Here is an 18,785-nt window from a genome sequence, read left to right on the forward strand (position 1 = left end):
CTGAAGAACTCATCCCCACTTTTGTAGTTTATCTACTATCGCCTTCACACTTCATCAGGCATGCACAAATAAAGGGCTCCGGAAATTCCGGAGCCCTCTTCTTTTTGAACCGTCCAAGCTCAATATTTTACTATTGTTGTAAAACTACTTCGCCGATATCAACCGGCTGGTCTTTTACTTCAACGTTATCAAATGTTACGTCCTTGTATGGATCTTTCGCATCAACGATCACTTTATAAGTTCCGCCCTTAACGGCCAGCGAAAACGTTCCTGAAGTGATAGTGCCTTTCGCTGAGTCACTTCCGGAAATGGCCCATACAGCTTCAGCTCCATCTGCAGGTGTTACTTTACCTGTTATACTTCCCTGTTGTGGCTCAGTAAACGCAAGTACGCTTGCAGCAACGGCTGCTATGATGCCACATGATAGAATACTTCTTTTCATGGTATTATCAGTTTATGTTAAAAAAAGAAATTTACTCTGATGTGGTTCTCCGTAAGTTAAAAGCTGTGATGTAAATTTCAACTACTATGCCAAACAGGTTGGATTGTGGATAAGTACCCAGATCGGCTCATTATTGACAAGTTCATTACAAGAACCGGTTGCAGAAAAACGCATGAATAAGGTAACATGTGAAAGGATAAGATGGGTCATACATCACACACGCCGCTTTGATCGTGATGCTGTTTGAACAGGCTTATATCAGAGATCATGTTTTCAATGATCGTTGCCTGCATTGCAGATAACAAACTCGGACAACTTAATCGACACTGAACAGTAATTATTGACTGCGACTATACATTGGGCAGAACATCAGATCCACCGATCGATAGCTATCTGCGGTCTGTGTCCCGTGGTCTTTTTTTCGTAAATTACCCTAAAACTACTCCTCATGGCTATTCAACCCTGGCGCACCGGTAAGGTGGTCCGCATTGAACAGGAAACCTACAATACACGTCGCTACTGGATAGAAGTGCCAGAATTATCAAGCTTTGACTTTGTTCCCGGACAGTTCGTAACGCTTGACCTGCCTATACATGAAAAGCCGGCGAAACGATGGCGCAGTTATTCCATTGCAAGCTGGCCCGATGGCAGCAATGTATTTGAACTCGTGATCGTACTACTTGATGGCGGTGCAGGCACCACCTATCTGTTCAACGAGATCAACGTAGGATCTGCACTGACACTTCGCGGACCGCAGGGCGTCTTCGTCCTCCATGAAGAACAGCTGAACAAAAACCTGTTCCTCGTTTGTACAGGCACCGGCATTGCCCCTTTCCGAAGCATGGTTCATCATATCCACAGGAACAATATTCCCCATAAAGACATTTACATCATCTCCGGCGTACGCACCAGGAACGACCTGCTCTACCACGAGGAAATGAATGCATTTGAGATGGATCATTTTCATTATATCCCAACATTGTCCCGGGAAGAATGGGAAGGAAAGAAAGGATATGTGCACTCGATCTATGAAGATCATTGCACCGGCAAACCCGATGCGGCATTTCTCTTATGCGGCTGGAAGAATATGATAGACGAAGCGAAACAACGCATCGTCGCAATGGGATATGATAAGAAGGATATTCACCAGGAGCTGTATGGTTAAGTGGGAAGTAAAAATTAAAAAGTAAAAAATAGTTTCCTTTGTTAAGGAAGAACTCCATTATAATGAAACTATTTTTTACTTTTTAATTTTTACTTTTTACTTCTTTATTCGATTGCTTTCAGCACAAGATTCCTGATCTCGCTGATCGGAATCCTCTCCTGTTCCATACTATCACGGTGACGGACCGTAACGGTATTATCTTCTTTGGTTTGGTGATCAACTGTTATACAGAAAGGAGTACCCAATGCGTCCATGCGACGGTATCTCTTTCCTATAGAATCTTTCTCTTCGTAAAAACTTTTAAAATGCGATTTACACTCGTCCATAATACTTTTCGCAATTTCCGGTAATCCGTCTTTTTTCGTCAATGGGAGAACTGCCAGTTTAATGGGAGAAAGCTTTGCCGGAAGTTTCAGTACAACCCTGCTATCAGCTTTCTCTGCTGTACTCAGATCCTGTTCTTCGTATGCATGGCTCATTATCAGCAGGAACATCCTGTCAAGACCGATCGATGTTTCAATCACGTAAGGAATGTAATTACCGAAAGGTTTACCTGTTGCAGGATCTATATCGTTATCGAAATACTGCATTTTTTTCTTACTGAACTTCTCATGCTGACTTAGATCGAAATCCCCTCTTGAGTGGATACCTTCCACTTCTTTGAAACCGATCGGAAAATTGAATTCGATATCACAGGCTTCCTTTGCATAGTGTGCCAGCTTTACGTGATCGTGATAACGGTAGCTTTCGGGAGATATCCCGAGGCTCAGGTGCCATTGCAATCTTGCTTCTTTCCAGTATTTGTACCATTCGCCCTCTGTGCCGGGACGAACGAAGAATTGCATCTCCATTTGCTCGAATTCCCGCATCCGGAAAACGAACTGGCGGGCAACGATCTCATTCCTGAACGCCTTACCGATCTGCGCGATACCAAACGGCACTTTCATTCTTCCTGTTTTTTGCACATTCAGGAAGTTCACAAAAATACCCTGTGCCGTTTCCGGGCGCAGGTAAACTGTATTATCCTCGCCTTCTTCAGCAGCTACTGAACCGAATTCTGTAGAGAACATCAGGTTGAACTGGCGGATATCCGTCCAGTTTGCCGTTCCGCTGATAGAGCAGGTGATATTATGATCAGTTATAAGCTTTTTTAATCCTGCAAAATCATTTTTTGCATCGAGTCGCTCCATTTCATCCAGCATTCCCTGCGCCTCATCCTTGCGGCCATCAGCCACCATTTTATCGGCATGTGCTTCGATCAGGTGATCCACGCGGTAGCGCTTTTTGCTGTCTTTATTATCGATCATCGGATCGTTGAAATTATCAACGTGACCGCTTGCCTTCCAGGTGGTCGGGTGCATGAAGATAGCAGCGTCGATACCGACGATATTATCATGCAGCTGTGTCATACTTTTCCACCAGTAGTCGCGGATATTCTTCTTCAATTCACTGCCCATTTGCCCGTAATCGTATACAGCCTGCAGTCCATCATATATTTCACTGCTGGGGAAAATAAAACCGTACTCTTTACAATGCGAGATGATCGCCTGAAACCTGTTCGAATCGTTTGCCATAATGTGTTTTTAATCGATGCTCTTCCTGCGGTGGGCCGAAGCCTGGCGTAGGCCGCCTGCGCCGAGGCTTCGGCGGGCGAGCAAAAATAAGCTAAGCAGGCAAAGAGAAAAAAGGAAACTGCCAGGATGGGCGAAATGAGGCGGACAGACGGGCTGCGATACCCCCGGATCAACCTTTCTTCACCTCATCGGGAGACGAAGGCGCCACCTGTTGTTTGATCGCATCAGAGTCGGCAGTTGCTTTGTGAATATCCTTATCGGACTCAACTTCCACCTGCTCAACCCATACTGCATAATTATTTGGATAGATCTTCGAGCCGCTTTCGACAGCATACGCACGGGTAAAGGCTGCCCCAAAATAAAGTATCGCGGCTGAATAATATACCCATAACAACACGATGATGATGGAACCGGCAGCTCCGTACGCCGAAGACATTTTACTCGTTCCGAGATAATAAGCGATGAGGAAACGACCGATCATGAACAAAGCAGCGGTGGTAAACGCCCCGGCCCGAACATGTTTCCATTTTATCCGCGCATCCGGCAGTACTTTGAATATTAGCCCGAACAGGAAAGAAACGATGCCGAAGGTCAGCAGCATATTGAATATATAGACCAACACTACCTCCGTTTCAGGGAATGCCTGCGTCAACCGGTTGATCAGCAGGTCCAGCACACCATTCACGATCAGGGAAACAAGTAACAGGAATCCAAGGGAAACGATGATCGAAAACGACAGCAGCCTGTTGATGATGATCTTCACCAAACCCGTACCCTTCTTGGGTTTGGCCTTCAGATGCCACATCTGGTTAATAGAATCCTGTATCTCCCCAAATACACTCGTGGCACCTATCACCAACGTGATGATACCTACCACTGTCGCAAAACCGCTATCCGTGGAAAGGGACGCATTCCGGATGGTCTCCTGGATCTGGAGTGCCGCATCCGGCCCTACAAACGAAGCAATCTGCTCATACACAGATCCCTCAACAGCATCCTGCCCCCAGAAAATATCGGACACCCAAATAATAATGATCAGCAGGCCCGGCAGCGAAAAGACCGTATAGTATGCCAGTGCCGCACTTAATTTCAAAACCTTATTGCTGAAAAAATCAGCAAATGCCTGCTTGATGCTTCTCCAAACTCTTTTTGCCATGAGTATGAAAGGAAAAAAATAATGCCAAATTGCAGGAACCATTGCCTGTTGACCGCCGATCGCTGTCCGGCCCTTACCTCCGCAGACCAATAACCGGTCAGTGAGGATCACTATTCAATCAGCCTTTTCCGTCAACATTCAACATTCAGCGCCCTACAGTTTCGTATTCTCCTTATGCCTCGTCCCATCCCTGCCTGTCTTCTTCTCCATATTCTTCTGCCACGCCTTTTCCAGGTCAACGCCGGTTTGATTGGCAAGACATACCAGCACCCATAATACATCTGCCATCTCATCTCCGAGATCACGGTTCTTATCTGACTCTTTGAACGACTGATCACCGTACTGTCTTGCCATTAACCGCGCAAGCTCTCCTACTTCTTCCGTTAATATCGCCATATTCGTTAGCTCACTGAAGTATCTCACTCCAATTGTTTTGATCCATTGATCAACTTCCTGCTGTGCCTGCTGAATAGTCATAACAAAATTTTTAGAAGTTTTTTGCAATATAGCATGATTCTTGCCGTTTTACCCACCTCCTTGCCAACGCTACCTGCCATCCAAACGCCTAAAAGTATGCATCATGCTAACCCTGATCAAAAAGATATTGCCCATTGCCGCACTGTTGCTATCCGCTGTAGCGATAGAAGCACAACCCGTGCTCGCCGCGGCAACGGAAAAGAATAAGCCCGCTAAACCTTACCGCATCCTCACTTCCGGCAGGCAGATCACGATCAAAAGCAACAAAGACATTAAGAGCATTATGGTATGGTCCGCCAACGGCAACCGCATTCTTGAGCAAAAAGAGATCAATGCCGGGAGCTATAATTTCCGCCTCACCGTCAATGACAAGGTCCTGTTCATCAGAATACAGCTGAATGATGGCAAAGTATACTCCGAACGCGTCGGAATACATTAATGATGACGAATGGCCGCGAATATTCGCATTACTCGCGGTTTTTAGTATCGATCAGTATCGTCACCGGTCCATCATTCAATAACTCTACCTGCATATCTGCACCAAAGCTGCCTGTGCCGATCTCTTTGCCAAGATCGGTGGATAATTGTTTTATCATCGCTTCGTACACAGGTATCGCATGATCAGGTTTGCTGGCACGGATATAAGAAGGCCGGTTTCCTTTTTTAGTGGACGCATGAAGCGTGAACTGGCTGACAAGAAGCACCTCGCCTCCATGCTCTTTTACTGAAACATTCATCACGCCCTGCTCATCATTGAACACACGAAGATTAATGATCTTTCCGCTAAGCCATTGCACATCTTCCGGCGTATCGGTATCCTCTACGCCCAGAAATACCAAAAGCCCGCCGCTGATGGCCGATTTTTGTATTCCCTCAATGGTGACGCTTGCTTTTTTTACCCGTTGAATAACAGCCCGCATAAAACGTATCTTTATGCCTTCAAAAATAGACGCCACAGCGTAAATGACCATGATCGATCTGAAAAAAGAAATAAGTTTTCAAACCACCCGAAGCGGAGGAAAAGGCGGCCAGAATGTAAATAAAGTGGAGACCGCAGTGATCGCATCATGGCATATCGCAGGCTCAGTGCTGGTCAGCGAAGAACAAAAGGCCATCATTACTGAAAAATTATCGAACCGAACCAATGCCGATGGGCAATTGCAGGTAAAAGCGCAAACACACCGTACACAACTGTCCAACAAAGAAGAAGCGGTAAAGAAGATCAATGAGCTTGTCCGGCATGCATTGACAAAAAAGAAAGCCCGCATCGCAACTAAGGTCAGCAAAGCTTCAAAAGAACGTCGCATAGAATCGAAAAAAAGGAAATCTGAGATCAAATCGGGCCGGCAGAAGTTCAGGGATTTTTAAGAGAAGATGGTCCCTCATCGCTGAACGCGCGAAGACCGGCCATCGAACGACTGTTGCATTGTAACAAGCAAGTTGGATTAACCAAATGGCTTTGGCCAATAGCTTTCGACACAGTGAAGAACATCCTATCCGCCATATTATCCCTCACCGGCATCGTCATACTCCTGCCATACCTTGTTGGCTCATGCAGGAAAAATGACAACCCCGGTAACCTTAGCTTTATGCAGCTTGAGATCCCGGAAGGATTCCCCGATCCTGTCTACCGTTTTGCAGATAACCCGTTGACCAAAGAAGGCTTTGAACTGGGAAGGAAACTGTTCTATGATGGCCGTCTCTCCGTGGACGGACTTCACCCCTGCTCTTCCTGTCATCAGCAGATTGCCGGATTTGGCACCTATGAACATGACCGGAGCCACGGTGTCCACAATTCACATACACTTCGCAACGCACCGGTGCTGTTCAATCTCGTCTGGCAGAACAGTTTTCACTGGGACGGAGAATTCAGCACTCTCTTTACAGAAGCCGTACACCCCATCACAGGCCATCTTGAGATGGGTGAAACATTCCAGGTCGTGATCAGCAAGCTGCAGAAGGATGCCGGATACCGGGAGCTCTTCCGTAAAGTATTCCGCACGCAATTCATTACTCCCGATCATTTGCTGAAAGCCCTTGCGCAGTTTACCGGCTACATGACTTCCGCCAATTCCAAATACGATCGTGTAAAAAAAGGGGAAGCCAGCTTTACGGCAAATGAAACCGCGGGGTATGCGCTTTTTCAGACAAACTGCGCAGGCTGCCATCCCGAACCAATGTTCACCGATTATAGTTTTCGTAACACCGGCCTGCCTGTGGACCCAATCCTGAACGACTTCGGCCGCCTTCGGATCACCGGGCTATCGCAGGATTCGTTGAAATTTAAAGTGCCGACGCTGCGCAATGTCTATATCTCTTCCAATTACATGCACGACGGACGTTTCAATACACTTGCGCAATGCCTCGATCATTACCGCACCGGCGTGCAAAAAAGTCCCAGCCTCGATCCCGCACTGACAAATGGTATTTCTTTGACCAATACCGAAGCAACGAACATTGCGCTATTCCTGAGAACACTGACAGACTCGAGCTTTCTCCTGGATCCACGATTCTCCAAACCATAGATGGGACCGCTGAACAGCAATGACAATTCTGCAACAGTCTTCACACTACGCCGCTCATTCTCTTGCATCATCCCACACGGTTTTGTATCTTGCAGCAGGCTTGCGCGATAAGGGAGGATCTTTGCATCCAAAACATCCTGGTCTCTAAAAGCCCGCCAGATGCTGACTGTTTTTCCGAAGTTTCGCCTGATGTTTTCCTGATATTTCCCTGATATTTCCCTGATGTCTGCCTGATGTTTAACTGATGTTTACCTGACCTTTACGAGACTTTGACGAGAAGATAACGGGATGTTTACGGGACACATATCCGATGTTTATATAAGAACGCTCTATATTCGCTATAATGGCAACGTACGATCTAACTGCCCGTAATACTGGAATCCCACTTGACCAGGACCATGGCCCATGGCAAACAGCAACATTCAGCTTTGCATTGTTTTTACAGATACATAAAGCCCAGCCGATGATCTTTCATCGTATTCAATGCAGCTGAAAGAAAAGCGGCATGCGGATCCGCGTCTGCGCGTTCTCTCAAAACCCATAGCCAATAAATCCGCCAAATCACCGTTCTTTGTGCATCCATAAAAAAGACATTATCCCTTGAGCGGCATTAAAAAACTGGCAGGACAAACTCTTTGGTACGGCGTTCCCACGATCGCCAGCCGTTTCCTGGGCTATCTGATGAACCTGTCTTTACCCCTGTTGTTCGCACAACCTGCTACAACCGCAGATCTGACACAGGTGTATGCCATCATTCCTTTTTTAAATGTGTTATTCACCTATGGACTGGAAACCGCCTATTTCAGGTTTTCCCAGGAGGGTGATAAGAAAAAGCTTTATGATACACTTTCGGTATCACTGATCGGGTCAACGATCCTGTTCACGATCCTTCTATTATTATTCAGGAATACGATCGCGCGTTGGGCAAGCCTCGAGAATCATCCTGAGTATATCACATTAATGGCGGGCATTATCTTTTTCGATGCCATCTCTACGCTTGCTTTTGCGCGGCTGCGCCAGGAGAACAGGCCAAAACGATACGCGTTCGCCAGAATTGCCGGCGTTGTGATGAATATTGCCGTCGTGATCATCTTTCTCGGTTTTATTCACAAGTATGTACAAAGCCACCGCGATAGTTTCCTCGGCACTATCTACAACGAAAATAACCGGATCAGTTATTACCTGATAGGAAACCTTTGCGGCAGTATCCTTACATTCTTTATACTAAGAAAAGAATTCACCGAGATCCGTTTCCGCTTTGACGCTGCATTATGGAAAAAAGTGATGCATTATGCCTATCCGCTGGTGATCGTTGGCATGGGTGGCATGGTCAACGATATGCTGAGCCGGCTGATCTATCAGCACGTGGTTGACCTGCCGGAGCATGAAGCGAAAACACAGCTGGGTCTGTTCGGACAGATCTATCGGATCGCCGTCCTCGTCACCATCATGATCCAGGCATTCAGGATGGCCGCCGAACCCTTTTTCTTCAGCCGTTCCAAAGAAGAGAATCCGCAACGTACCTATGCCCGCGTAATGAAATTCTTTGTGATCGCCTGTTGCTTTATGTTCTTATTCATCAGCCTTTACATCGATGTATTCGCCTGGTTCTTTGAAGCGATCGATAAACCAGCCTGGATGGTCGGACTGAACATTGTTCCCCTTCTTGCACTTGGTAATATTTTTCTTGGGATCTACTACAACCTGAGCATCTGGTATAAACTTTCCAATAAGAACATGAGCGGGGCATTTATCACGCTGGCCGGTGCGGTACTGACGATCGTGCTGAATATCCTGCTGATCCCGCGTCTTTACTATCTCGGCGCTGCCATCGCAACCTTCAGCTGCTACCTGTTTATGATGGTGGTAAGCTATGTAATGGGACAAAAACACTACCCGGTTCCTTATGCACGAAAAAAACTGATCACCTATATCGTGTTGGTAGTGCTGCTATATCTGATTCACCTCGGCCTCGTCTACCTCTGGCCGAACCGCTGGTTCAACCTCGCTACCGCTACCCTGCTGCTGGGATTCTTCACCTGGCTGATCGTAAGAGTGGAAGAAAAAGAGTTGAAGAACATGCCGGTGGTGGGAAAATTGCTTTATAAATAACCCCGGCCCCGGGATGTAAGAGCTACCATTAGGACATTCCTTTTTAACCGGAAGGCGCAGGCTCCCGCAGATTTTAAGAAAATGGCTAATGCAGAACAGCTTTTTAAACTCCCCAGACTCCCACGCCACTCAATCTCATCCACTTCAGAACATCTTCACAAAAGGGTTATTCATCTTTTCAAACCCGACGGTGGTCACCCGTCCATGCCCCGAATACACTTTTGTTTCGTCCGGAAGTGTAAAAAATTTTGTCTGAATGCTGTTCAACAGCGTTGCCGGATCGCCACCGGGAAGATCCGTTCGGCCGACGCTCCGGTCAAATAGCACATCACCCCCAATGATAAACCCGCCCGCCTCGTAGTAAAAGGACAAGCTTCCGGGAGAATGTCCCGGGGTAAAAAGGACGTCCAGCCGGTCTTCACCCACCAATATGGGCTGATCTTCCGGGATAAACTGGTACTCCCCTTCGTAATGATCAAATGGCAGCCCCCAGCGTTCCGCCGCTGCCGGCACCATCTCAAGCACCGGTTTCTCTTTTTCATGGATATGCGGAACCAGTCCCCAGGTCTCAAATATGAATTTATTGCCAAATACGTGGTCGAGGTGACCATGCGTATTCAAGAGCAGCACGGGTTTCAGGGACTGCGAAGTGATCGCCGATTGCAATTTTTCCCGTTCTTCCTGAAAATAACATCCCGGGTCAATAATGCAGCATTCCCCGCGTTCGTTATACAGAAGGTAGGTATTTTCCTGGACTGGGTTAAAAGTGAATGTCTTAACAGTTAACATGATCGGTTTTTCGTATTTTTAAAATTGAGGGCGAATCCGGTAAATTTGTAATCCTGACAACCAAAACTAAAGGCAAAAGTAAAACAGCGGGCTTATATAGCACCTGTTATGTTTTTGCCTTTGACCGCTACCTACCGGGCAACAAGTCCCATGATTTTTTCGATTAAACAGAATAAGAAACATAATACCTTATGCAGCCATCGAAGTTCCGGCATCGTGATGATAACAATAAAAGAATAACAAACCGGAAGGGGCGTTGCGAAAGCTTTTTAAAAAATAAACATTCCCTGATGAATAGCAAAATGAAGGCTCTGGTCACCGGCATCCTTTTATGTGCAGGATTGGCTTCTTACGCTCAGGTAGGCACCGTTGAGTTTGGCAAAAACCGTGTGCAATACCAGAAGTTCAAGTGGAGGTATTATCAAACAAATAACTTCAACACTTATTTCAGTCAGGATGGTCTCGGGCTCGGCAAGTACGTTGCCCAGATCGCTGAAACAGAACTACCCCAACTGGAAGAGTTTGTTGAATACGGCATGCAGCGACGCACCAATATTGTGGTGTATAACAACTTTGACGAACTGCAGCAATCCAATATCGGGATGGGCATCGACTGGCAGAATACCGGCGGTGTAACCAAACTGGTCAATAACAAAATGCTGGTTTACTTTGACGGCAATCATGATAATCTCCGCCGCCAGATCAGACAGGGGATCGCCCGAACTCTTGTAGAGAACATCCTTTTTGGTGATGATCTCGGAGAGTTTGCAGCCAACCAGGCCCTGCTTGATCTTCCAAAATGGCTGACAGACGGCTATATTGAATACGCGGCAGAGAACTGGAGCCCTTCTCTGGATGACGATCTCCGCTCTACCATGCTCTCCGGCAAATACAATACGTTCTATCAGTTCGCCTTTGACAAGCCTCTTCTGGCCGGCCATGGCTTCTGGAAATACCTGGCAGATAAATACGGAAAGAATAAAGTAACCTATTTTCTTTACCTCAGCCGGATCTATCGCAACCTGAACAACGCTTCAGAAAAAGTTACCAAAAAGAAATTCAAAGACCTGCTGAAAGACTTCATGCTTGATGTTCCCCAGCAGTATTACAAAGACATCCGCAGCCGGAAAAATGCACCGAAAGGCCAGCTGGGGATCAGCGAGATCGTTGGTAAGAAAGATTATATCCGCTTCAACGCAAATCCTAACCCGAAGAGTTTCACTTATGCCGTTGTTGAATACAAACAGGGGATCTATACAGTGGTCCTGAACGAAAACTTCGTTAACCGTAAAGTGCTCCTGCGCTTTGGTCATCGCTCACGCGAAGAAGAAAAGAATCCGAACTATCCGATCCTCGCATGGGATGGCAAAGGAACCCGCCTCGCTGTGATCTACAGCCAGTACGGCAAACCGAGAATGTTCATCTATGACGCCCTTAACCGCGTAAAGATCTTCAAACAGGACCTGCCGATGTTCAACCAGGTACAGGATGTGAAGTTCATGCTGGACAACAATACGCTCCTGATGAGTGCGACCCGCAGCGGTCAAACAGATATCTACACATACAAGATCGACAAACAATCATACGATCAGATCACGAATGACGTATACGATGACCTGGATCCGTCCTTCGTGGCCTTCCCTAACAAAACCGGGATCATCTACGCAAGTAACAGGCCTTCTGCCAACGCTGTATCGCATGAAGATTCCCTGCCTGCAAAACACTATAACATTTTCCTTGTAGACAACTGGAACAAATCAGATTTCAAACAGATCTCCCAGCTCACATCGGTCAACTTCGGGAACGCACGCTTTCCGTCTCAATACAATACTTCACACTTCACCTTTGTAAGTGATGAGAACGGTATCAATAACCGTTATGCCGGCTTCTTCCGAACAGAACGCGCAGGCCTCGATACCCTGATATTCATCGGAGATGAAGTATTGCGCAACCCATCACTGAAAGATGTGGACAGCCTTCTGAAAGAATGGGATAAAACAGATATAGACTCAGTTGGCTTCGTTTCTATCACCAATGACTCTTCTTATATCTTCCCGCTGACCAACTATCAAAGCAGCCTGAAGGAAACACGAACAGCCGGAGACAACCAGCAGGTGAGTGAAGTGGTTCAGCTTGGTGACGCCAAACTTCTTTACCGGCTGAAGGTGGATGAAAATGCATTACGCCGCCGGAACGTAAGAGCTCAGCCTACCGAATACATGAAACAGATCATAGACGAGGATAAACGGAAAAAAAACCGTACCTCCCCGTCAAGAGGCACAACAGCGGATACCACCGCTAAGCAGACCGACTTCTTCCAGAGTGAATTTGCCGACGAGAAGAAAGATACGACCCAACTGGGCAGGGTCATCGAAGCGCAGGAAGTTGTACAGCCAACTATACTCGGTAAAGCCAAACTGTATGAATACCGCCCCCGGAAATTCTTCGCTGATTACGCGGTTGTCGGATTCAACAACTCTGTACTGGCGATCAACAGGTTTCAGCCATATGGTTATGGCTCCGGCCCGATCAACCTTTCCAATGGGAATGACTTCAACGGCCTTATCCGCCTTGGAACATCAGACCTGATGGAAGATGTGAAATTCACCGGAGGTATCCGCCTTGCACCAAACCTGCGCGATAACGACGTATTGTTTGAGTTCTATAACATGCGCAGACGGCTCGATTGGGGCTTTACCTACTATCGCAGCTCCACCAGCGGATTTGTGTTCTCCAACGAAACACCAGCCAACCCGAACGGCATTGACGTATACGATGGTAAGAATTTCTCCAACTACTATCTGGTTCGCCTGCGCTATCCGTTTGATAAAACACGCAGTTTGCGTGCAACGATCGGTCCCCGCTTTGATCGTGGTGTAGCGTATGCACTGGACCGTACCACGGCAAAAGTGAATGATGTTAAAACAACATATGGCCAGCTCAGCCTTGAATACGTATATGATGACGCTATCACACCCGCAACGAATATCTGGCATGGCCTGCGCTACAGGATCTATGCGGACTGGTTTATGCAGATGAGCCAGCAAACCCGCATCCAGCTGTTGCAAAACCAGGGCAAGACCATGTTCAACGTCGGCTTTGATGCACGTCATTACCTGCCTCTTTACCGCAACCTGATCTGGGCTGTTCGTGCCGCAGGTGACTTCTCATTCGGTGATCAGCAGGTGGTTTACTACCTCGGCGGTGTAGACAACTGGTTCAGTCCGAAATTCATGGACAATAACCCTCCGACAAAACTCTATACCTATCAGTCACTCGCAGTTAATATGCGCGGCTTCCGTCAGAATATCGCAAATGGTAACAACGCCGTAGTGATCAACAGTGAGATCCGCTTGCCGATTTTCACTACATTCTTCAACAGACCGATCAACAACGCGTTCCTCCGCAACTTCCAGCTGACCCAGTTCATCGACTTCGGTACGGCATGGGAAGGCGGACTGAAGAATATCAGACGCCCTGAAAATGTGTTCAGCACCAACAATGCAAACGCACCTACCGTACGCTTCCAGGCCGGCGGTATCGGACCATTTGCTGGTGGATATGGATTCGGAGCCCGCAGCACCATCCTCGGATACTTCCTCCGCGTTGATGCAGCATGGGAAATGAATGGCATCTTCCGGAACAAACCAATGTGGTACTTCGCAATGGGCGTGGATTTCTAAACACACGATCCACTCAAAATACAAAGGTCCTTTGCTTTCGCGAAGGACCTTTTTCATTTTCACAGGGAATAAGATAGATGGTGGTTGACCGGCAGCTAAAAAAAGGGTAAGGTTCGATCGATTCTCTTCCGGTCCAACTCATCGCATAGGTAAGGGTTTGGTTAATGATTGAATTGATCGAAATACCGGATCTGCTTAAAGACACGTTTGAAAGACTGATGACCGGTCTTCATCCGGATCCAACGTACAATAGCTGACGCATGGGCATTCAGGTTTTTGTCATGGATCACGCTCCCGGTCACTCATCGCTCTCTGCATCTTTAAGAATGCTTTTCAATGATACTGGATGAGAAAACCTGGAAATTTCATACGGAACGGAGGGATTTATTATACCGGAAAAACTGCTCCGGCATTCTCCCGATGATTTATATAGGTATTGGTTTCAGTAAAAACAGTAAATGTTCTCTTGAGAAACTTCCGGAAATTATATCCTCCGCGATAAAGTACCTTCCGGTGATGCCACCATACTATGACCGTTGTACCGGTCATCAGTATCATTTGAGATCCGGAAAAGAACCAACGGCCAAACAGCGATCTTTTTCGTTGAAATTGTTTCAACGCATCACACTGGAAAAGAATATGCTGATCTTCATCTTTCAGGATCTGCTGACAGATATCCCTCAACAAACCGGATGATGTCGCATTGAACAATGCCTGGTAATAAACCTTAGCAATGATCTCTGCCACCAGCAATACACGAACCGTATTCTCAATGCCGGAAAGCTTTCTTAACCAGCGAAACACATTATCCACCCAATGTCCGCGCAACAATGGAATACCTTTTCGTTTCATATATGCAGCCAGTACCATTGCGTGACGCTGTTCTTCCGGAATAAAAAGCCGGATGCAATCCAGGTAATCCGGGTCTCCAAACTTCTGCGCAAACGCATAGAGATGCTTCCCTTCGGAATGTTCGCCCCGTTGGAATTGCTGAAGCGAAGAAGAGATGACCAGCTTCTCTTCTTCCGTCAGTTCATCAGGCCGATCAAGATCAATATGCGCAAAATGAGTTTTGTTCTGTTCGTAATATTCTTTCCAGTGTTTAAAGAGCATAACAATACATTTTAAAATTACCATTGGATCTTCCGGCAGAAATGCATGATCACCGCAAGTGTCGCAAACAATCCGATACTTCCGAGCAGCAGCGAATAATCCTGCAACTGAAGGATCGTGAATACATAGCCATATAACAAAACGAGGAGAATGGAAAGCAGCCAGCTCAGTTTGCCAGACGACAGTACGCCTTTGACAAACCACCCGATCAAACCAACGGTGGCCACGGTGGCTACAACATAGGCCATATTGAAACCGATATACTCCGAGAAGGATAATAACAAGGTATAGAACATCAATAATGCAACCCCCACCAATCCATACTGGATCGGATGCACTGATCTCTTATTCACCATTTCTATGATAAAAAATGCTGCGAATGTCAGCACAATGCAAAGAATCGCATACTTTACTGAACGCATTGTCTTCTGATAACCATTCACAGGAATGAACAGTGCCGTTCCAAACGAAGCTCCTTCCAGGTTGTAGGAAGTTTCTTTCCATGCCTGCGGGAATGTGCGCGTGTGAGAAAGACTTTTCCAGGTTGCCGTGAACCCTTCCTTGCTCACCTTGTGATCAGGCAACTGTCCGCCGGTAAAGCTTGGCTCAGGCCAGGTAGAGTTTACCTTTACAGTTGTCTCCCTTCCCACAGGTGTGAACAGCAGTTCTCTGGACCCATTGAACTGAAGCGTTGAAGAGAAAGATATCCTTCCGTCAGGGTTTACCGTAACCGGCGCAGTGAACGCTTTTTTCATAACGGCATTATCAACAGTGGCAGGGTTTAATGTCACTACTGAATCATTCCATTTCAACTGCATCTCCTCTTTTAATCCACGTGCATCCTGAAGATCGACACAGACATGCGCTTCATTCCATAGCACGTTCGATGGATCGATCCTGAGTTCTTTCAATGGAATTGAATTGAACTGACCGGAAATATTGAGCGCAGAAGAATAAAGCATCACCTGGTAAATACCCCGGTGTCTTTCTTCAGGCCGAAGATCTCCTTCCACCGTTAGTTTATCTGGCAGGATATACGCCTGCTTACGAAGATGGACAACAGCACCGGAGCTATTGGTGACGGCTTCGTTGTAAGGCAGCACCAATACAGGCCCAGTTACATTCTGTGTTCCGGCCCATTTGCTGCTCACCTCATCAAACGCTTCTTTCTGCCGTTCTTCTCTTTCTTTTACCAGATTCTCTACAAGCATTGCCGGTATCAATAATAACAGTATCAGGCCTCCGATCATAAGGGCTTTGAAGAAGATCTTACTTTTTTGTACAGCTTGTTGCACCATTGATTCCATATAATGTTGGGTTTGAAGTTTTATTTTAAAACTGACGGGCTGCTTTTTTCAGTGTTAGGTAAAGCACGGTCATAAACATGGAGTAGACGAAGATCATCCCCCAGTCCATCCTGTATTTCAACGGATGAATAATGATATCAAAGAGATCACTGAACAGTGAAAAAGGTTTGGAGATCACATCCCAGGAATTGAATCGCAGGTATCTTCCTATATAAACGCCAAACGCATTCAGCCACATTACAAAAAACACGAACAGTAGTGAAAATGATCTGCCGGTGATCACCTGCAGGATCGTTTCGATTCGCCGGACAGACAATACGCCCAACAATAATCCATTCCATGCAAAAGAGAAGATCAGCGCGAGATCAAACCATCCCGGCACATCGCCAAACTCATGCAGGTGAAAAAGGTCCGTCACGATATAAAAGGCATTTGGAATAAACAACAGCCAGACGGTCAGTACAAGAGCCAGCAATACCTTGTTTTCCATCACCCGTATGCGACCGCTCAGCCACTCACTGATCGCATAAGGAATGAATGCCAGGAACAAATTCCAGATCAGGAAAAGAAACGTATTCTCCCCGGTGACGATCACCCTCGCCGCCAACAGCAGGCAGCTGAATGCGGAAGAGATCAGCAACCACTGGGATAAAGAAAAAGTCTGGCTTTCTATTTTCTTCAGAAAAGATCTATACTGCATAATGAATGATTTTGGGAATAAAAATGAACAGACCCGTTATTAGCGCCGTTATTGACAACACGAGGACCGCGCCTGCCGACAGATCTTTTATCAGACCCGCTTTAGGATGAAAGCCTGGTGAAACAAGATCGACCAGGTGTTCGACGGCTGTATTCATGATCTCAGCAGCCCATACAAGACCAGTAACGATCACCAATGCGATCAATTCTGCTCCTGTAATGCGAAACCAGATGATCCCGGCAATGACAACAACCGTGGCCGCCAGATGTATTTTTGCATTTGCTTCTTCATGAAAGAAACGGCAGATGCCTTTTGCTGCAAACCTGAAGCTGGACATGCGGGATCTGAGTGTTAATGATGTTTGTTTCATGTTATTTCCTTTCTTTCATTTCGTGAGGCGAGCATTATAAATGCCTTATAGCGGAAAAGAACAGCAAGGAATGCAGCAGCTATCCCGGGAGCACAAAAAATCAGGCTGCTTAAACCTTCTATATGAAAGACAGGGAAGCAGATAATTCCTTCCACCAGCACAATCGTTGGACATACGATAAGCCATACCAGAAAACGCGTGTTAAGCGGAAGATGCGCATCCGCTACCAGATCCAGGCAGAAATATCCGGCGACAAACGCGGGGATCGAAAATACCAGTCCCGCCAGGCAGAATAGTATCACAGGAAACAATACATAACTCATCGGCAATTGGGCCATTGCATAAGCAACCAGCAGCACAGCTTGTATCAGATTTGCAAGCAGCCAGGTATTCGCCAGGTGATCAACGGAAGAAGTTTTCATTTAACCGATTGTTTTTGCGGGTGAAAGATTCGTTTCCTGCGAAACAAAATGAATAAGTGCTCAAACTTTGCGAACCTCGCTGCCAGAGTTAGTGTCGATGCTATTAAGGCCGGAACAAACAGGAATACTCCATCGACAAAAACGTTTCCTAAAAACAAAAGGGAAAGCAGGAAAGGGAAGATCAGTATCGAAAACCAGACGGCGAAACACCATATTAGAAAAGCTGTAAAAGAATGGCGTAAAGAAGAACACAAGATCCATCGCAAAAAAAACATTGTCAGAAACGCGGTCGGCAGGGAATAGAACAACCCGCCAGCAAAAAAATTAAACACAAATGCCAACGCACCAAAAACATTCGACTGTCCGTCATGCAACTCAGCAATAAATACAGAGTAAACCACCGCATTTAATAAAAGCGCGAGCAACCATGTATAGGTGAAATGGGCATACATTCTATTCCTCATAAAAACCATTTTTATCTTCCGTAGTAAAATTGACCGTATGACGGAACGCTTTTATCGTTTACGGAGCGAACCAGTTTTGCGAATTGTTTGTATCGTATCAGTACCGACGCAACACCTGCCATCATTCCCGGAACAAAAATTCCGAGGAAAGTGGGATCAAAAAAACCCACAACAAACTTCATGACAAATGCGCCCCCGGCTGCGGCAGAAAGCGGCACAACGATCAGCCAGGTAATAAAAGAAAGACGAACAGGCAGATCAGACCTCACAAGTATCCGCAGTGAAAACATCGAGATAAAAGCAGCGGGCACAGATACCAGTATCCCAAACGCACTGAAAGCAATTATCGAAGATGGCTCCCAGGAGAAGAATAGTTGATTTGACTGCACGAGTTGGCAATCGATAAAAAACATCAGCGGATGCAGGAGATGCGAAAGCAACCAGGTGTATAAAAGGTGTTTATATAAATTCGTTTTCATTATTCAG

18 protein-coding genes and 1 pseudogene are annotated in these 18,785 nt (G+C 46.3%); 7 read left to right on the plus strand and 12 right to left on the minus strand.

What is annotated here, in order from left to right; all coding sequences use genetic code 11:
- Positions 1–130 precede the first annotated feature (130 nt).
- Positions 131–442 carry a carboxypeptidase regulatory-like domain-containing protein gene (locus LZZ85_RS26410; RefSeq protein ID WP_237876751.1) on the minus strand — a complete coding sequence of 104 codons (312 nt, stop codon included), beginning with the start codon at positions 440–442 and terminating at the stop codon, positions 131–133.
- Between the two features lie 448 nt (positions 443–890).
- Between LZZ85_RS26410 and LZZ85_RS26415 the strand changes: the two genes are divergently transcribed.
- Positions 891–1,607 (plus strand): ferredoxin--NADP reductase, encoded by a 717-nt coding sequence (locus LZZ85_RS26415; RefSeq protein WP_237876753.1) that lies wholly within the window; start codon positions 891–893, stop codon positions 1,605–1,607.
- Positions 1,608–1,711: 104 nt separating this feature from the next.
- On the opposite strand, the gene LZZ85_RS26420 is transcribed toward LZZ85_RS26415, so the two are convergent.
- The 3 genes from LZZ85_RS26420 to LZZ85_RS26430 all read right to left on the minus strand — a co-directional run bounded on the left by LZZ85_RS26420 (position 1,712) and on the right by LZZ85_RS26430 (position 4,814).
- Entirely contained in the window at positions 1,712–3,181 is a 1,470-nt protein-coding gene (locus LZZ85_RS26420; protein ID WP_237876755.1) for a glycine--tRNA ligase, read from the minus strand.
- Positions 3,182–3,350: 169 nt separating this feature from the next.
- Positions 3,351–4,337, minus strand: a complete 987-nt coding sequence (locus LZZ85_RS26425) for a YihY/virulence factor BrkB family protein (protein ID WP_237876756.1) — start codon at positions 4,335–4,337, stop codon at positions 3,351–3,353.
- 153 nt (positions 4,338–4,490) lie between these two features.
- Positions 4,491–4,814, minus strand: a complete 324-nt coding sequence (locus LZZ85_RS26430) for a nucleotide pyrophosphohydrolase (RefSeq protein ID WP_237876758.1) — start codon at positions 4,812–4,814, stop codon at positions 4,491–4,493.
- 103 nt (positions 4,815–4,917) lie between these two features.
- Here LZZ85_RS26430 and LZZ85_RS26435 point away from each other — a divergent pair, with 103 nt between their 5' ends.
- On the plus strand, positions 4,918–5,253 hold the full coding sequence (locus tag LZZ85_RS26435) for a DUF8694 domain-containing protein (RefSeq protein ID WP_237876760.1): 336 nt from the start codon (positions 4,918–4,920) through the stop codon (positions 5,251–5,253).
- A gap of 28 nt (positions 5,254–5,281) precedes the next feature.
- On the opposite strand, the gene dtd is transcribed toward LZZ85_RS26435, so the two are convergent.
- Positions 5,282–5,734 (minus strand): D-aminoacyl-tRNA deacylase, encoded by a 453-nt coding sequence (gene dtd, locus LZZ85_RS26440; protein WP_237876762.1) that lies wholly within the window; start codon positions 5,732–5,734, stop codon positions 5,282–5,284.
- A 67-nt stretch (positions 5,735–5,801) separates the two neighbouring features.
- On the opposite strand from dtd, the pseudogene arfB reads away from it, so the two are divergent.
- The 3 genes and pseudogenes from arfB to LZZ85_RS26455 form a co-directional block, all read left to right on the plus strand.
- Positions 5,802–6,182 (plus strand): annotated as a pseudogene (gene arfB, locus LZZ85_RS26445) (alternative ribosome rescue aminoacyl-tRNA hydrolase ArfB); the annotation flags it as partial.
- A 113-nt stretch (positions 6,183–6,295) separates the two neighbouring features.
- The gene (locus LZZ85_RS26450) at positions 6,296–7,339 is read left to right on the plus strand and encodes a cytochrome-c peroxidase (RefSeq protein WP_237876766.1); all 1,044 of its coding nucleotides are present in this window, start codon (positions 6,296–6,298) and stop codon (positions 7,337–7,339) included.
- A 600-nt stretch (positions 7,340–7,939) separates the two neighbouring features.
- On the plus strand, positions 7,940–9,451 hold the full coding sequence (locus LZZ85_RS26455) for an oligosaccharide flippase family protein (RefSeq protein ID WP_237876769.1): 1,512 nt from the start codon (positions 7,940–7,942) through the stop codon (positions 9,449–9,451).
- A gap of 144 nt (positions 9,452–9,595) precedes the next feature.
- Here the strand turns inward: LZZ85_RS26455 and LZZ85_RS26460 are convergent, their stop codons facing one another.
- The gene (locus tag LZZ85_RS26460) at positions 9,596–10,240 is read right to left on the minus strand and encodes an MBL fold metallo-hydrolase (protein ID WP_237876771.1); all 645 of its coding nucleotides are present in this window, start codon (positions 10,238–10,240) and stop codon (positions 9,596–9,598) included.
- Between the two features lie 290 nt (positions 10,241–10,530).
- On the opposite strand from LZZ85_RS26460, the gene LZZ85_RS26465 reads away from it, so the two are divergent.
- Positions 10,531–13,923, plus strand: a complete 3,393-nt coding sequence (locus LZZ85_RS26465) for a hypothetical protein (protein ID WP_237876773.1) — start codon at positions 10,531–10,533, stop codon at positions 13,921–13,923.
- Positions 13,924–14,310: 387 nt separating this feature from the next.
- Here LZZ85_RS26465 and LZZ85_RS26470 read toward each other — a convergent pair whose 3' ends face one another.
- Genes LZZ85_RS26470 through LZZ85_RS26490 form a run of 5 tightly spaced genes read right to left on the minus strand, consistent with a single transcriptional unit; the run spans position 14,311 to position 17,835 of the window.
- Positions 14,311–15,036: a ferritin-like domain-containing protein gene (locus tag LZZ85_RS26470; RefSeq protein ID WP_237876775.1), complete on the minus strand. Its 726-nt coding sequence runs from the start codon at positions 15,034–15,036 to the stop codon at positions 14,311–14,313.
- A gap of 17 nt (positions 15,037–15,053) precedes the next feature.
- Positions 15,054–16,343 (minus strand): cell envelope integrity protein CreD, encoded by a 1,290-nt coding sequence (creD, locus tag LZZ85_RS26475; RefSeq protein ID WP_237876777.1) that lies wholly within the window; start codon positions 16,341–16,343, stop codon positions 15,054–15,056.
- Positions 16,344–16,368: 25 nt separating this feature from the next.
- Entirely contained in the window at positions 16,369–17,043 is a 675-nt protein-coding gene (locus LZZ85_RS26480) for a DUF1361 domain-containing protein (protein WP_237876779.1), read from the minus strand.
- Positions 17,033–17,413 carry a diacylglycerol kinase family protein gene (locus tag LZZ85_RS26485; protein ID WP_237876781.1) on the minus strand — a complete coding sequence of 127 codons (381 nt, stop codon included), beginning with the start codon at positions 17,411–17,413 and terminating at the stop codon, positions 17,033–17,035. The genes LZZ85_RS26480 and LZZ85_RS26485 overlap by 11 nt, the downstream gene beginning before the upstream one ends.
- Entirely contained in the window at positions 17,410–17,835 is a 426-nt protein-coding gene (locus tag LZZ85_RS26490) for a hypothetical protein (RefSeq protein WP_237876784.1), read from the minus strand. The genes LZZ85_RS26485 and LZZ85_RS26490 overlap by 4 nt, the downstream gene beginning before the upstream one ends.
- 48 nt (positions 17,836–17,883) lie before the next feature.
- On the opposite strand from LZZ85_RS26490, the gene LZZ85_RS26495 reads away from it, so the two are divergent.
- Positions 17,884–18,138 (plus strand): hypothetical protein, encoded by a 255-nt coding sequence (locus LZZ85_RS26495; RefSeq protein ID WP_237876786.1) that lies wholly within the window; start codon positions 17,884–17,886, stop codon positions 18,136–18,138.
- A 172-nt stretch (positions 18,139–18,310) separates the two neighbouring features.
- Here LZZ85_RS26495 and LZZ85_RS26500 read toward each other — a convergent pair whose 3' ends face one another.
- Positions 18,311–18,778: a hypothetical protein gene (locus tag LZZ85_RS26500; protein WP_237876788.1), complete on the minus strand. Its 468-nt coding sequence runs from the start codon at positions 18,776–18,778 to the stop codon at positions 18,311–18,313.
- Positions 18,779–18,785: the final 7 nt, after the last annotated feature.

It is taken from the genome of Terrimonas ginsenosidimutans (assembly GCF_022012415.1).
GTDB classification, from domain to species: Bacteria; Bacteroidota; Bacteroidia; order Chitinophagales; family Chitinophagaceae; genus Terrimonas_A; species Terrimonas_A ginsenosidimutans.